This is a genomic window from Niastella populi (assembly GCF_002078015.1).
GTDB classification, from domain to species: domain Bacteria; phylum Bacteroidota; class Bacteroidia; order Chitinophagales; family Chitinophagaceae; genus Niastella; species Niastella populi.
The window spans coordinates 58,421-72,976 of record NZ_LWBP01000254.1 but is presented as its reverse complement, the minus strand read 5'-3'; the positions used below and the strand labels follow the sequence as shown (position 1 = coordinate 72,976).

Annotated in this window: 16 protein-coding genes; 9 read left to right on the top strand and 7 right to left on the bottom strand. The window is 45.4% G+C overall.

Translation table 11 applies throughout. From position 1 onward, the window contains the following. Positions 1 to 98 precede the first annotated feature (98 nt). Positions 99 to 1,406: an MFS transporter gene (locus A4R26_RS33065; RefSeq protein WP_081171269.1), complete on the bottom strand. Its 1,308-nt coding sequence runs from the start codon at positions 1,404 to 1,406 to the stop codon at positions 99 to 101. A 175-nt stretch (positions 1,407 to 1,581) separates the two neighbouring features. On the opposite strand from A4R26_RS33065, the gene A4R26_RS33060 reads away from it, so the two are divergent. From A4R26_RS33060 to A4R26_RS33040, 5 genes are all read left to right on the top strand, one after another. Next, a complete protein-coding gene (locus A4R26_RS33060) occupies positions 1,582 to 2,748 on the top strand; it encodes a Gfo/Idh/MocA family protein (protein WP_081171267.1) in 1,167 nt (388 codons plus the stop codon). Positions 2,749 to 2,841: 93 nt separating this feature from the next. Next, positions 2,842 to 3,897 carry a sugar phosphate isomerase/epimerase family protein gene (locus A4R26_RS33055; protein WP_081171265.1) on the top strand — a complete coding sequence of 352 codons (1,056 nt, stop codon included), beginning with the start codon at positions 2,842 to 2,844 and terminating at the stop codon, positions 3,895 to 3,897. A 56-nt stretch (positions 3,898 to 3,953) separates the two neighbouring features. After that, complete coding sequence (locus tag A4R26_RS33050) at positions 3,954 to 4,343, top strand: c-type cytochrome (RefSeq protein WP_081171263.1); 390 nt, start codon at positions 3,954 to 3,956, stop codon at positions 4,341 to 4,343. A gap of 56 nt (positions 4,344 to 4,399) precedes the next feature. After that, the gene (locus tag A4R26_RS33045) at positions 4,400 to 5,119 is read left to right on the top strand and encodes a 3-keto-disaccharide hydrolase (RefSeq protein WP_081171261.1); all 720 of its coding nucleotides are present in this window, start codon (positions 4,400 to 4,402) and stop codon (positions 5,117 to 5,119) included. A 28-nt stretch (positions 5,120 to 5,147) separates the two neighbouring features. After that, positions 5,148 to 5,936 (top strand): 3-keto-disaccharide hydrolase, encoded by a 789-nt coding sequence (locus A4R26_RS33040; RefSeq protein WP_081171259.1) that lies wholly within the window; start codon positions 5,148 to 5,150, stop codon positions 5,934 to 5,936. Positions 5,937 to 5,978: 42 nt separating this feature from the next. On the opposite strand, the gene A4R26_RS33035 is transcribed toward A4R26_RS33040, so the two are convergent. The 4 genes from A4R26_RS33035 to A4R26_RS33020 form a co-directional block, all read right to left on the bottom strand. Then, positions 5,979 to 7,310 carry a Gfo/Idh/MocA family protein gene (locus tag A4R26_RS33035; RefSeq protein WP_081171257.1) on the bottom strand — a complete coding sequence of 444 codons (1,332 nt, stop codon included), beginning with the start codon at positions 7,308 to 7,310 and terminating at the stop codon, positions 5,979 to 5,981. Positions 7,311 to 7,346: 36 nt separating this feature from the next. Beyond that, positions 7,347 to 8,216: a sugar phosphate isomerase/epimerase family protein gene (locus A4R26_RS33030; protein WP_081171255.1), complete on the bottom strand. Its 870-nt coding sequence runs from the start codon at positions 8,214 to 8,216 to the stop codon at positions 7,347 to 7,349. Positions 8,217 to 8,510: 294 nt separating this feature from the next. Further along, positions 8,511 to 9,182 (bottom strand): hypothetical protein, encoded by a 672-nt coding sequence (locus tag A4R26_RS33025; RefSeq protein ID WP_081171254.1) that lies wholly within the window; start codon positions 9,180 to 9,182, stop codon positions 8,511 to 8,513. Then, a complete protein-coding gene (locus A4R26_RS33020) occupies positions 9,169 to 9,684 on the bottom strand; it encodes an RNA polymerase sigma factor (RefSeq protein ID WP_081171252.1) in 516 nt (171 codons plus the stop codon). The genes A4R26_RS33025 and A4R26_RS33020 overlap by 14 nt, the downstream gene beginning before the upstream one ends. A gap of 256 nt (positions 9,685 to 9,940) precedes the next feature. On the opposite strand from A4R26_RS33020, the gene A4R26_RS33015 reads away from it, so the two are divergent. After that, positions 9,941 to 10,294 carry an arsenate reductase family protein gene (locus A4R26_RS33015; RefSeq protein ID WP_081171250.1) on the top strand — a complete coding sequence of 118 codons (354 nt, stop codon included), beginning with the start codon at positions 9,941 to 9,943 and terminating at the stop codon, positions 10,292 to 10,294. Here the strand turns inward: A4R26_RS33015 and A4R26_RS33010 are convergent. Both A4R26_RS33010 and A4R26_RS33005 read right to left on the bottom strand, forming a co-directional pair. Further along, a complete protein-coding gene (locus A4R26_RS33010; RefSeq protein WP_081171248.1) occupies positions 10,286 to 10,888 on the bottom strand; it encodes a transposase in 603 nt (200 codons plus the stop codon). The genes A4R26_RS33015 and A4R26_RS33010 overlap by 9 nt on opposite strands. A 357-nt stretch (positions 10,889 to 11,245) precedes the next feature. After that, entirely contained in the window at positions 11,246 to 11,632 is a 387-nt protein-coding gene (locus tag A4R26_RS33005) for a transposase (RefSeq protein ID WP_165760501.1), read from the bottom strand. Between the two features lie 523 nt (positions 11,633 to 12,155). Between A4R26_RS33005 and A4R26_RS33000 the strand changes: the two genes are divergently transcribed. The 3 genes from A4R26_RS33000 (at position 12,156) to A4R26_RS32990 (ending at position 14,520) form a co-directional block, all read left to right on the top strand. Further along, positions 12,156 to 12,500, top strand: coding sequence for a hypothetical protein (locus A4R26_RS33000; protein WP_081171244.1), 345 nt, complete (start codon positions 12,156 to 12,158; stop codon positions 12,498 to 12,500). Between the two features lie 111 nt (positions 12,501 to 12,611). Beyond that, positions 12,612 to 13,778: a sensor histidine kinase gene (locus tag A4R26_RS35530; RefSeq protein WP_207625878.1), complete on the top strand. Its 1,167-nt coding sequence runs from the start codon at positions 12,612 to 12,614 to the stop codon at positions 13,776 to 13,778. After that, on the top strand, positions 13,771 to 14,520 hold the full coding sequence (locus A4R26_RS32990; protein WP_081171242.1) for a LytR/AlgR family response regulator transcription factor: 750 nt from the start codon (positions 13,771 to 13,773) through the stop codon (positions 14,518 to 14,520). The genes A4R26_RS35530 and A4R26_RS32990 overlap by 8 nt, the downstream gene beginning before the upstream one ends. The last annotated feature ends 36 nt before the right edge of the window (positions 14,521 to 14,556 follow it).

The window sequence follows — 14,556 nt, the reverse complement described above, 5'->3', positions numbered from 1 at the left end:
ATAAATGTTAAGATTGAAATTTACAAATTGTTCTCACAAAATCGTTTAAATGTAGAACCGCAGACGTTAAAATATTACAAAAGGTTAAGATAATACTATTATGCGCTAACAGGTGTTAACTGTTCGGCCTTCTTTCTGCCCCGCATGTAGAATACTAATGCCGCAAATGCCACTACCAGTATTATTGGAATAACCAGGGTAGTATCCAATATTTGCGGACCGGCCGCTTTTTTCGCTTCTGCAAGCGCATTGGCCATTTCAGATCCGGCAGGTGCATCGGTATAAACTTTCAGCTCGGCATCGGCTGGTAATTTTTCGCCCAACAGTTTATCGTAGTGGCTTCCCATGAACATCATATAAATTGACACGGCAAACATTCCTGCACCACCCATCAGGTTCAGGCCTACCGCTCCTGTTTTGGGAAGGTTCTCCGAAACAAAACCCAGCATGGTTGGCCAGAAGTAACAAACCCCCATACCGAATATAAGGGCGCCTACGAAAACCATGTTGCCGGTAGTGTGGCCCAGCAAATAAATACCCAATGCAGAAAGTACCGCCGAAATGAGCAATACACCCTGCGGTGATAAACGATGCACTACAGGTTCGGCAAGACCGCGGCCAATTACCATTACACCCGTTTCGAGGGTAAGTATCAGTATGGCATTGTCGGTTACATTCTTCAATAATACATCGATCCACTGGCCGGTAAACAATTCGGTGATCGCTGTACCGAACATGCAAATGATCATGAAAATGAACAGCGGGTTCAATAATGATTTATACATTTCCCCGGTTGATACCCCTGCCGCCACGCGCTCTGTTACGGGGAATTTCAACCGGCTTACCATATAACCATAAATTAACGTTGGTATAAGCATTACGGCCACCTGTATCTGCCAGGGTTCCCATCTACCTATAGAACCAATACCCGCTTTATTATAAAGGAACACGATGAGTGTGCCTATTACAATTCCGCCGGGGAACCAGAGGTGGAAATGATTTAATTTCGTGGTTTTATTATCAGGGTAAATAGCTGCTACCAACGGGTTACAGGCAGCTTCAACAGTACCGTTCGCTATTCCTATCAATAAAGTGGAAAGGAACAGGGGCCAGTACCCGCTGGCAAACACGGTCAATAAAATACCTGCAGCATGAAACAAACAGGCGAGCAGCAATAATTTTTTCATCCCGATGGCATCCACTACCATTCCACCAATAATAACGGCCAATGGAAAACCCCAGAAAGCGGTTGCGGCTATGGTACCTAATTGAGAGGCGTTGAGATGGAATTTTGTACCTAATTCGCTTAAGATACCGGCGCGGATGCCGAAAGATAAAGAGGTTACTAAAAGAGCTAAACAACTGGCCCAGAAAAGCTGGCCGCGATTGAACGTTGGTTGTTGCATGGCAAGAAATCTTTTTGGTTAATATATGGTTGGTAATTGATATTTTTTAAAGTTTTTACCGAACCACCGTAACTTTATCGAACGCAATTGTAAATTCGTTAGATTCAAATAAGCATGTAAATGTAATTTTTTATTTCAAAACAAATCCTTTTTCACATTTTCTAATTAATATTTCATGAACAGAAAATTAAGAATGGGAATGGTAGGTGGAGGCAAAGATGCCTTTATCGGCGCTGTTCACCGCATTGCTGCCAATATGGATGGACTTATTGAACTATCCTGCGGAGCATTAAGTGTAAATCCTGACGTGGCCATTGCATCAGGAAAAATGTTATTCCTGCCCGAAGACCGCATATATACCAATTATGAAGATATGATCAGGGCAGAAAGCAAGTTACCGGCCGATAAACGTATGGATTTCGTAACCATCGTTACGCCCAACTTCGCACACTTTGCTCCTGCTATGATGGCGCTCGATCATGGCTTTCACGTGGTGATAGAAAAGCCAATGACCTTTACGCTCGACGAAGCTAAACAGTTAAGCAAAAAAGTTGAAGAAACAGGTTTGCAACTGTGCCTTACACATACCTACTCCGGCTACCCGATGGTTAAACAGGCGCGCGCCATGGTACAGGGCGGTGCATTGGGTAAAGTAAGAAAAGTAATTGTTGAATATCCGCAGGGCTGGTTAAGCCGTTTGTCGGAACGCGAAGGCAATGCGCAGGCTGCGTGGAGAACCGATCCCAAAAAATCAGGTAAGAGCGGTTGTATGGGCGATATAGGTACGCATGCCGCTCACCTTACTGAATATATCACCGGTTTGAAGATCACACATCTTTGTGCCGACCTGAATACAATGGTAGAAGGCCGCCATCTCGATGATGATGGTAATGTGCTATTAAAATTCGATAATGGCGCAGCAGGCGTTTTGGTTGCTTCTCAGATAGCCGCCGGCGAAGAGAACGCTTTAAAGATCCGCATTTATGGCGAGCTGGGTGGCGTAGAATGGGCGCAGCATGAACCCAATACCCTCATTGCCAAATGGCTCGATCAACCGACGCAGATCTTACGCGCGGGCGCAAACTATACCGGCGTATTGTCGTCTTTTGCAACGCATAACTGCCGCACCCCGGGCGGTCACCCCGAAGGTTACCTCGAAGCATTTGGCAATATCTATCGCAACTTTGCTTTGACATTATCTGCACATATCGATGGCGGGCAGCCGACGAAAGAAATGCTCGACTTCCCACGTGTTGAAGAAGGCGTTCGCGGTATGGCGTTTATCGATAACGTTGTTAAGAGCAGCGCAAGCAAAGAGAAGTGGACGTTGTTTGAGGTGTGATAATCGTCACAAAACGCAAACCATTGATGCCAGGCTGCACAAGGCTGGCTCCTGATACCTAATTTCAATTTCCAAATCTCAAAGCGCCATTTAATGAAAACGTTAAAAGGACCCGGATTATTCCTCGCCCAGTTCATGGGCGATCAGCCACCATTCAATTCACTGAAATCAATTTGCCAGTGGGCAAAAGGCCTTGGCTTTGCAGGTGTGCAGATCCCTACCTGGGACAGCCGTTGCATCGATCTGCAAAAAGCCGCCGAAAGCAAAACCTATGCAGATGAAATAAAAGGCATCGTGAATGAGATCGGTCTTGAAATAACGGAGCTGTCAACCCACCTGCAGGGACAGCTTGTAGCCGTTCACCCTGCTTACGATACGCTGTTCGATGGGTTTGCCCCGGAAAAATTCCGCAACAATCCCAGGGCCCGCACCGAATGGGCCGTTCAGCAATTACAATTCGCAGCCAAAGCCTCTCAAAACCTGGGATTGAACGCGCATGCCACTTTTAGCGGCGCGCTGTTATGGCCTACGGTTTATCCCTGGCCCCAACGCCCGGCAGGTTTGGTTGAAACAGGATTTAAAGAACTGGCCAACCGCTGGCTGCCCATCCTGAACACCTTCGATGAGAACGGTGTTGACCTTTGTTATGAGATCCATCCCGGGGAAGACCTGCACGATGGTATCTCCTACGAAATGTTCCTGCAGCATACCAATAACCATCCAAGGGCCTGTTTGCTGTACGATCCATCGCACTTCGTATTGCAATGCCTCGACTATCTGGAATACATCGACAATTATCATGAGCGTATCCGCATGTTCCATGTAAAGGATGCGGAGTTCAACCCAACGGGTAAACAGGGCGTGTATGGCGGTTACCAGAACTGGATCAACAGGGCCGGCCGTTTCCGTTCACTGGGCGATGGCCAGGTCGACTTCAAATCTATCTTCAGCAAACTGGCCGCTTATGATTATGCCGGCTGGGCGGTGCTGGAATGGGAATGTTGTATCAAACATCCTGAAGACGGTGCCAAAGAAGGTGCGGTGTTCATCATGGACCATATTATACGTGTAACAGAGAAAGCCTTTGATGATTTTGCCGGTACCGGAAGCGATGAAAAATTTAACAGATCGGTTTTAGGATTAAAATAATGTAATTTGCTAAATATATAACTTGCACAATTCTGTGAACTAAAACTTTTGTTTCGATGAAGAAATACGTTGTTTTTGCTGCTCTTTGTACAGCACTGGTTGCCTGCAACTCATCCGATGGCACAAAAAGCGGTGATAAAAAACCAGCAGAAAACGCATCAGCGGATGGTGCTGCAACTGCAGCCAATGATAAAGCCCTGGAAATGATCGGTGCGCTTGATTGCACAACCTGTCACAAGATCAGCGAAAAAAATATAGGCCCGGCCTATACCGAAGTGGCGAATAAATACGAATCAACAGAAGAGAACGTTACCATGCTCGCCGATAAGATCATCAAAGGTGGTTCAGGCAACTGGGGTACAGTGCCAATGACACCGCACCCCGCACTGAGCGCAGACAGCGCAAAAGAAATGGTTCGCTACATTCTCTCTTTAAAAAATCAGTAAATCATACAACCCCTGCTCCCTTAAAAGCGGGGGTCTCTTTTTACGCTCAAAATCACATGAAGAAGTTAATCATCGCCTTATTTCCGATCGCATCGCTCGCATGCCACACCGCCGGTAAAACAACAGATTCAGCTAAGGGATCATCAAAGAAAGAGGATGGCTGGCAGGTTTTATTCGATGGCACTTCAAAAAATGCCTGGCATATTTACAACAATAAATCCGATGGTTCGGCGTGGACGGTAAAAGACGGCATTTTATACCTCGACCCTGCAGCCAAAAAAAACGGCGCAGGCGGCGGCGACCTGGTCACCAATGAAGAGTATGAAAATTTCCACCTTAAACTGGAATGGAAAATTGATTCTGCCGGTAACAGCGGCATCATCTTTTTAACACAGGAAGATCCTAAATACGGCCAGTCGTATTTAACCGGTCCCGAAATGCAGATCATTGACAACAACGGCCACCGCGATGCAAAGATCAATAAACACCGCGCCGGCGATCTGTACGATCTTATTACCAGTGCTCCTGAAAATGTTCATCCCTGGGGTCAATGGAATTCAATAGAGATCAGGATCAATAAAGGCCAGCTGGAGCTTTTTCAAAATGGCGCCAAAGTAGTTGCCACCACCATGTGGGACGACAACTGGAAGCAACTGATAGCAAACAGCAAGTTCAGGAACTGGGCCGGCTTTGGCATGTTCCGTAAAGGCCGCATTGCCTTACAGGACCATGGAAATGGCGTAGCCTTCAGAAATATTCAGATCAAGCGGTTATAATTCGCTTTTCAACTAAAATCATCTACATATGCGCACAACTTTTGCTTGCCTGATCATTGCAGGCGTTATTGCAGGTTGCCAGGGTGGTAACGGCGGTTCAGAACAACCGGCAGCCGACTCAACAAAAACAGATACTATGGCAACTGCTTCTTCCGATATGACCAATAAACTGACCGACGCAGAAAAGAATGAAGGATGGCAACTGCTTTTCGATGGCACATCAAAAAGCAATTTCCATGTGTTCAATCAAAAAACTGACGGCAGCGCCTGGCAGGTGAGCGATGGCGCCCTGTACCTCGATACTACCAATATAAAAGACGGTAAAATAGCTGGTGGCGGCGACCTGCTCACCAATGAGGAATACGACAACTTCGACCTTAAACTCGAATGGAAGATTGCACCAGCTGGTAACAGCGGTATCATGTTCTATGTGCAGGAAGGATCGAAATACGGTGAAACCTATCATACCGGCCCCGAAATGCAGGTGCTGGATAATGCAGGCCATCCCGATGCAAAGATCACGAAACACCGCACAGGCGACCTGTACGATCTTATCACCAGCTCACCCGAAACGGTTAAACCCGTCGGCGAATGGAACCAGGTTGAAGTGATCTCGAATAAAGGCGCGCTCGAGTTTCATTTGAATGGAACGAAAGTGCTCGCCACTACGATGTGGGATGATGCCTGGAAAAAAATGATAGCCGCCAGTAAATTCAAGCAATGGCCAGGCTTCGGTTCTTTTCAAAAAGGAAGAATTGCACTGCAGGACCACGGCAATGCTGTATGGTACCGGAATATCAAGATCAGAAAATTATAAGGCAGGTGTGCCACACCTTTGAGGTGTGGCACACTTAATTACTTACACCTTCGGAAGTTTGTACCCGTTATGATACTCCTTCGCCAGGTACAGACCGTTTACCTTTTCATCGGTAAATTTATCTTTGGCTTTATCCCACACCAGGCGTTGCCCGCTTCTGAATGAGATATTACCCATTTGGGCAACCGTGGCAACATGCGCCCCGGCCTGAATGGAGCAATTCAGCTCTTCCATCTTCCTCGACTTCACCACATCGATGAAATTCACCCAGTGATTGTTCAATCCGTTATCTGATGGTTTTACAAACGACTTGCTGGCTTTATTGGTGCTTTGCGGCTCTTCCAACACCTCCCAGCCACCACGATGCAATACCAGTGTGCCATTGTTGCCTATAAACGCGATCCCGTGGTTTCGGCCGTACGATCCATTGTCGATACCCATGGCAGAATCCCAAACGAGATTGAATTTATCGAACTCATACAGCGTGGTGAGGGTATCGGGTGTTTCCTGGCTCAGATCGGGATAAGCGAATTTACCGCCCAGTGCGGCAATTGATTTGGGCACATCGGCTTTCATGCCCAGCAGGGCATAGTCGAGCAGGTGCACACCCCAGTCGGTCATTAAACCGCCGGCATAATCCCAGAACCAGCGGAAATTAAAATGAAAACGGCTGGCATTGAACGGCCGTTTCTCGGCTGGCCCCAGCCAGGCAGCATAATCAACACCTGCCGGCGGGTTACTGTCGGGTACAACCGCGGCCGGCTTCATCCACCCCTGGTAGCACCATACCTTCACGGTTCTTATCATTCCCAGCTTGCCGCTTTGTACATAATCAACGGCATCTTTAAAATGCTGCTGGCTGCGTTGCCACTGGCCGGCCTGCACCACTTTATTGTAGCGCTGCTGGGCAGCCACCATTGTGCGGCATTCTATAATTGAGTTACCCACAGGTTTTTCTACAAATACATCTTTACCTGCTTCGCAGGCATGTATCATTTGCAGGGCATGCCAGTGGTCGGGCGAACCAACAATTACAATGTCGATATCTTTCTGATCGAGCAGCTTACGGTAATCGGCATAGGTTTTCACCTTTGATGTATCGATATTTTTCTTTGCCAGGTCGGCCATTCTTTTATCGAGCACGTTCTTGTCAACATCGCATAAAGCGCCCAGGGTTACGCCGGGTACTTTCAGGGCCGCAGTTACATTGGCCCAGCCCATGCCATTGATACCAATGGCACCGATAACCAGCTGGTCGCTGGGGGCGATTCGATTTTTGAATATGGCAAATGCGTTGTTATCGAGTGCAGACAGTACTGTACCCCCGGCAAGCAATGTACCCGCCTGTTTCAGGAATCTCCTTCGTTGCATCATAGAAATGGTATTAGGTAATGTTGTAGGATAATATGTTTACTTGACTATATTCTTTTTCAGGTAGGCGATGCTTTTGGCGGTACTTTGTAACGGATCGCCGGGGCACATATCCTGTTCTACAAAGAAGTATTTCATACCGCTTTGTCTGGCGTAGTTAAAGATCTTTTTATAGTTGATAACCCCGCTGCCTACTTCGGTAAAGTTTTTCGCCGGAGTATTGTCCATATCCTTTACATGCCACATGGCAAAACGGCCCGGATGTTCGGTAAACAGGGCCAGCGGGTCTTTACCGGCTTTCGATACCCAGTAAATATCCATTTCAAAGAAAACCAGTTTGGGATCCGTTCCTTTCAGCAGGATATCGAAACCGGTTGTACCTCCAACCGGCTGCAATTCAAAATCATGGTTGTGATAGGCGAGCTTTATGCCTGTTTTTTTACATGTTTCCCCGGCCTTGTTAAGTGCGGCGGCTATTTTTTTATAATTATCGGCATCAGCGCGGTATGGTTCTTCGAGCCAGGGAATTACAATGAATTCCTGCCCCAATGCTTTGGCATCGGCAACTGCCGGTTTCCACTTTTCTTCCCAGCCGTTTTGTAAGAATATGCTGCCGGGGAAAGTATGGCCGCTTGGGGAGGCAAGCCTATTGGCTTTAAGGGTTGCCTTTAGTTCGGCCACGTTCATACCAAACCATTTACCATCGTCATAGCCATAGGTTTCAACGCATTTATAACCCTGTGCGGCCACTTTGGCTAAGGTACCTTTGGCATCTTTACCCATTTCATTTCGGAGTGTATATAGCTGGAGCCCGATCTTTTTTGGTGCAGCGAACCATTCATCTTTACTGATAAAAAAACTGGCGGTAAGCAGGGACGACTGCCTGAGGAAATCCCGACGAGTAGGCATAACGAATCGTTTTTAAGGAGTTGAAATTACTTAAAAATAAAGTACAATACTACCAACCCCCTGAAGGGAGTAAAAACTGTTGGATACAAGATGATTAAAGCTAATGTATGGTTGCGTGACCGTCTCCGGTAACAGGGGAGTAAAACCGGTTATAGATTACCGGGAAAGGGAAATTGATAAAACGGCCGATGAGCTCAATAAAAAGCCCTGGGGCCGGGCCGAACGGGCCTGTTAAAAGCCGTAAAGTTGAGAAAATGAAAAGTTAAACAGGAATGCCTGGAGAAGTTTTCTCCACTATGCTTCTTCATCCATTTGCATCAGCAGGTCTTTCAGTTTCTGAATATGCTGGCCGTATAATTTTCCAATCAGCCAGCGGTTCAGGAAATAACTGCCAACCGTAAGCACAGCGCCTATTGAAAGAAATACAATAAAAAAACGGTGATTACTGATATGTTGTGCAATAGGCATTTGTGAAACGGAAGTTTGCGCCTCCAACGGTACGTCTACGAGATGGGAATTACCTTCCTGGGCATTGAACAGGATTATGATACCGGCTGCAAAATAAGCCAGCGGCGTAAGTATGGTACCTGCGATAAAATAGAAGCGAACATATTTTTCAAGTGTTCCCAGTTGCTGTTTCAGGTTCGAGCGCACTTCGCAGGCCACACATTCCATTTGTTTCAGCAACTTGCTTTTGCGGTAATAATAAAACAAAAAAGCCCCGCCCACCAGGGCCAGCAATACAGCCAGCTCGCTGTACATTCTTTGAAAGGTGGTAATATACCATATAGTTAATGAGTATATGATCAAAACGGCGATGAGCTCGCGGTTGAGGTTGCGCTTCAGCCTTGCAATGGTACCTTGCGAACGCTTATGCAACATGGATGAAATCGGCACTTCACTGCCCGGACGAATGTCTGTTTCATCCAGATTTTTCCAAATATCTTTCAGGCTATCTAACTCCATGTTCTACAGATTTTGTGAGTTTACGTAATTTTTCTTTGATCCGGTTCATTTTCACGCGCAGGTTATTCTGATTGATCCCCAAAATTTCTTCCATTTCTTCGTAACTCTTGTCTTCAAGGTACAGCATTACAATAGCCCGTTCTATTTCAGTAAGATGATTTATAGCTTTATAAAGTTGCTGTAACCGTTCTTCTTTTTCGTTGCTATATTGTATGTCTTGTATCTCTGTTGGTAATAATTCTGGTTCTACGCTTTTAATTATCTTCTTTTGTTTACGCAGGTCAGAAATGGCGGTATTTAGTGCAATACGGTACAGCCAGGTGCTGAACTTGGAGTCACCCCTGAACCGTGGATAGGCACCCCACAGTTGTATTACGATCTCCTGGAAAAGGTCCTGTTTATCGTAATCGGATGTGCAATACAAGTTACACACCTTGTACAACATAGCGCGGTGTTGGTGCACCAATGCCACAAACTCATCCTGGTTAAGTTTTGCCTGCAATTGGGTTGGTTTTAGCGAAAAGATACTCAATTGGTCGGCGAATTGCTTAAAAAATTACAGGCAAAAACGCCGATATTATTAAATAAAATGTGAAAGCCTTCCCATTGAGTAACCGTTAATAGGGTTTTCGCGGCCAATTTACAACAAATTCGACCCAAATTAACTGAAATTGTTATTTAACTACCTGATTGCCAGTTCCCTTATCAACTTGTTAACCCCGTAAACTTTTCAACTTGCGCCCCCTATCTTCGCGCACATGAAAAAAATCTACCATCTGGGCACCTGCACCACCTGCCAGGCGATCATCAAAGAAACCGGTATAGACAAAAAAGGGTTTGAGATGCAGGATATTAAAACCGAAAAGATCACACCGGCCCAGCTCGATGAAATGAAGAACAGGACCGGCAGTTATGAATCGTTGTTCAGCCGCCGCGCCATGAAATACAAGGAAATGGGTTTGAAAGACAAACCGCTTACGGAAAAGGATTACCGCCAGCTCATTCTCGAGGAATACACATTCCTGAAACGGCCGGTTGTTTTTGTGAATGATAAGACCTTTGTTGGCAGTGAGAAGAAAACCATTGAGGCATTAAAGAACGCATTAAGCTGATCCGTTCTTCAGCAACGCCATCCGTAACGCCTCGAAATTTATTACCTGCACTTTAACAAGCCCCGGCTTACCGGCATAATCGGTAGCCGAACTGTACAGGTAATGTTCGGGACTGTCTACAATGCCATCGCGAATGGGATTTTCATGAATGTACAATACTCTTTCCTGCAGTTTATATACCTGCCTGAAATCTATAAAAGAAGGATTGGTGCAGGTTTGCCACAATTGAAATTTTTCTATTTTCTTGAGACTAAGGCTGCAGCTTTCGAACCGCTGCAGCATCCACGAGCGGCGCAGGTCGGGCTCAATATCTATGGCTTCGAGTATTTTTGTAGTGGTATATCGTTTGAACTCTTTCTCAATCACTGCCAGCCCCGACCCGTCCTGGGCACGGGCCAGCATGTGCAGGTGATTGGTCATCAGGCACCAGGCGTACACGGTGAATTTTTTCGCTTCGATACAGTAGTTTAATGCGTCAACGATGATCTGTTTATAGGTAGGTCGTATAAACACATCGATCCAGTCCACTACATTAAAAGTCAGGTAAGAACAGTCTTGTTGTTTAAGACCCTGGTCTTTATTCTTATTAATCATAGGAGCATTGCTTTATCAATGTTCATTAATAAACAAATACTTCGGCGAATCCTCGGGGTAAATAATAAAACCGTGCTGTTAATTTGGTACCGGGTGCGGAACGAACAATCAGGCTAAAGTTATAGCAGAGACAAGGGAGTGTAATATACAAAATGTTGTTTAGAAAACGACCGGATGTTAATAGCTTCAGCTAATAATAATGTTTGAATAATACTGTTAGCCGTAACAATGCTTTAACGATATATCGGTTTAGTTCTTTGCTAATTGTTTTATTAAAGGATAATAAATACCTGCCCGGCCAATGAACCGGCCGGTAGATCAAATGCTTGCAGAGGTATACGGAGGCTGTTTTAAATACTATTGCCAGGGCGCCAGCTTAACCCGTTGGTGAGGATGGGCGCTGCTGTAAACATAATGATGGGGATCGTCTACCAGCCTGGTGGTGACCGGCAGGTTTACTACTTCGGTAACATGTTGTGCAAACAGTTCGGTACTATCCAAAACAACCGGATGATTGCCAAATTGCCAGAAGTGATGTTCCGCATCGTGCTGGTACCGGTTGCTGTAATAGCTGAACAATCGCATCATCCATTCTTTTCTTTTTTCGTCAGGATTTTCTGCAATTGATTTCAGCACCTGTTTAGCAGTACCGTTTTTAAATTCCCTTAAAATGGTAGAAATGTGCTTCTTTTTTGAAGAGGCAATAATAGTGATGTAGCTGGGCATTAACACGTATTCATACACATGGAGGTTTTTGTTGTCAATACAATGGTTTAGGTTGTCAATTAAAATTTCGCAATAAGAGTGGCAGGTGAATACGTCTATCCAGCCAGACACGCTTAATGTTACATAATAAGAGCCGAAGGGTGGGGGTTTTTCGTACATTCATATAAGGTAGTAAAGTTTTACCATTTAATCAATCCCGTATCAGGTCTTTATACCAAATACCGGTAATTTTGATACGGATCAACTATTACGGGCTACAATTCAACGACTTAAACCCGTAGCAATCCGATTTTGCACGTTTCGCGTCGTATTGAAACATCCTGCTAATAATTTTGCTGCAGCGTGCTGACTACACAGCACGTACTTGTCGAGCCCATTCGTATTTCGTCGACCAGATCACTTGGTCCTGCATTTTTCTCTTTGTCTACCTACAACCGCTTTCTAACATAGTATTGAAGCCTGTCAGCCACTTTACAATTGGGCAGGCTTACTAATGCAATAGTTTTACGGTGTTCTGCATTTTTCAGTTAAAACTATAGTCATGAAAATAAAATTGATCATATCGGCGATCATCGGATTGCTGATGCATGCCGCTGTTTTTGCCCAGGATAATACAGGGGTTTCACCGGAATGGGTATCGGAGAAGGGATGGTGGGTGGTTGAAAGCAATATTCATTCGTTCAAACACCACATCGTTTATTTTTATAACAATGACGGGGTGCTGGTTTATAAAGAAAAGCTCGAAGGCGTACGGTTGAAACTCAACAAACGTTCTACCAAAATGCGCCTGAAGAAAGCGCTTGAAACTACGGTACAGGCCTGGGAGCAGCAGCATCAGGTTAAAGAAAACGGATCGCTGGTTGTAAATATCCTTAAAGGGAAGTAGCCTGCTCAATATCCCACACTCCAAACATTTTTGTCGACGAAAAATTGATGTCTGGCGATATTAACATGCCGGCGGGTACATTTCCGCAAAACGAAATGTAATTTTAGGTATATGCAACCGACCGAACAATTCCCTTTTATTTTTTCACAAGAACGCAAATACCGCGTAAGGCGGCACCTCGCGTTCTGGGGTTTCTGGTGGTTGTTCCAGGGCGTGTTGTACTCGGTGATCGGTTATACAGGTAAACCCATTTATTCCGTTCGCCTGCTCGATTCTTTTGCCGAATCGGCAGTGTATATGATAGCGCATATCGCCCTGTCATTTGCCCTCATGTATTTTGTAATTCCGCGGTTCCTGCTGAAACAAAAATACTGGCTCACCGGCATGTGGGTGTTGATCTGTTTTTTGGGTGCGGCGGCCATTTCCACCATTTTATCGGCCACTATCATTCCTGAAATTCAGCAACTGATCATGAAAGATGACGCATTCGGCCAGTACCTGAAAAAAAGAGCCACCTTCCAGGTACACCTGTCGCTGATGGCCGGGTTGCGGGGCGCTATTACCATTGGCGGTATTGCGGCTTCCATAAAGCTGATGAAACTATGGTATGTAAAAGAACAACGCAACCTGCAGTTGCAAAAGGAAAATGCCGAGGCGCAATTGCAATTGCTGAAAGCCCAGGTTCATCCGCATTTCCTGTTCAATACGCTCAACAATATTTACTCGCATACGCAGAACACCGCACCTGTAGCATCGCAGTTGGTGATGGGTTTGTCAGATATGCTGCGTTTTATGTTGTACGAATGCAACCATAGCCAGGTTCCGCTTTCGAAAGAATTAAAAATGATCAGGGATTATATTTCGCTCGAACAGATCAGGTACGACGATCACCTCGATGTTCACATCGACCTTCCCGGCAATACCGATAACCTCGCCATTGCGCCGTTGCTACTGTTACCGCTGGTTGAAAATTGTTTCAAACATGGTACCAGTCATATGATAGAACAGCCCTGGCTGAGCCTGCATGTTACACTTGAAAAAGACAGGATGAATGTGAAGCTGATGAATGGCAAAACCAATGAGGTTATAAACAATAAATATAAAGGCATTGGTATTGTGAATGTACGCAAACGCCTCGATCTATTGTACCCCGGCAAACATGAGCTTACCATCACCGATGAAGAAGAGGTGTTCATTGTAAACCTGTGGCTGCAGCTGGAAAAATTGCCGCTTACCAAAAAAGAAACCGGTAGCTTTAAGCTAGCATATCATGGATGAAACCAAAACCATACGTTGCCTCATCATAGATGATGAACCGCCGGCCCGCGAGATCATTCGCCGCTATGTGCAGGAAATTCCTACACTTCAACTGATGGGCGAATGCGCCAATGCCATTCAGGCACTTACCGTTCTGCAACAGCACCCTGTGGATCTTTTATTCCTCGACATACGCATGCCGCAGTTGAACGGCACCGATTTTATAAAAACACTGAAGCACCCGCCCAAAGTAATTTTTACCACGGCCTTTTCTGAATATGCACTGGAAGGGTATGAACTCGATGTGGTAGACTACCTGATGAAACCCATCCGGTTCGATCGTTTTCTGAAAGCGGTTAACAAAGCCTTTCCGCTCAATGGAGCTGCAGCACCGTCTAAACCTGCAGTTGTGGCGGCCGTGATAGAAGAAAAGAAAAATGAAAGTTTCGTTTATTTCCGTGCCGATCGTAAGATGGTGAAAGTTATGCTCGATGATATTTTGTATATCGAAAGCATGAAAGACTATATTAAGGTGAATACGGTACAGGGTGTTATCATCACTAAACAATCTATCAGTTCGGTTGAGGCCATGCTGCCCGAAAAGTTATTTATAAGAACTCACCGCTCGTTTATCGTTTCCATCAACAAAATAAAGTCCTTCACCCATGAGCTGGTTGAAGTGAATAAAACCGACATTCCCATCGGCAAGCTTTTCCGCAATGGCGTAATGAAAGTGTTTTCACCTGCAGTGGGCAGCAAATAGATCAAATAACAAAGGACAACCAACGTGTGCCGGTTG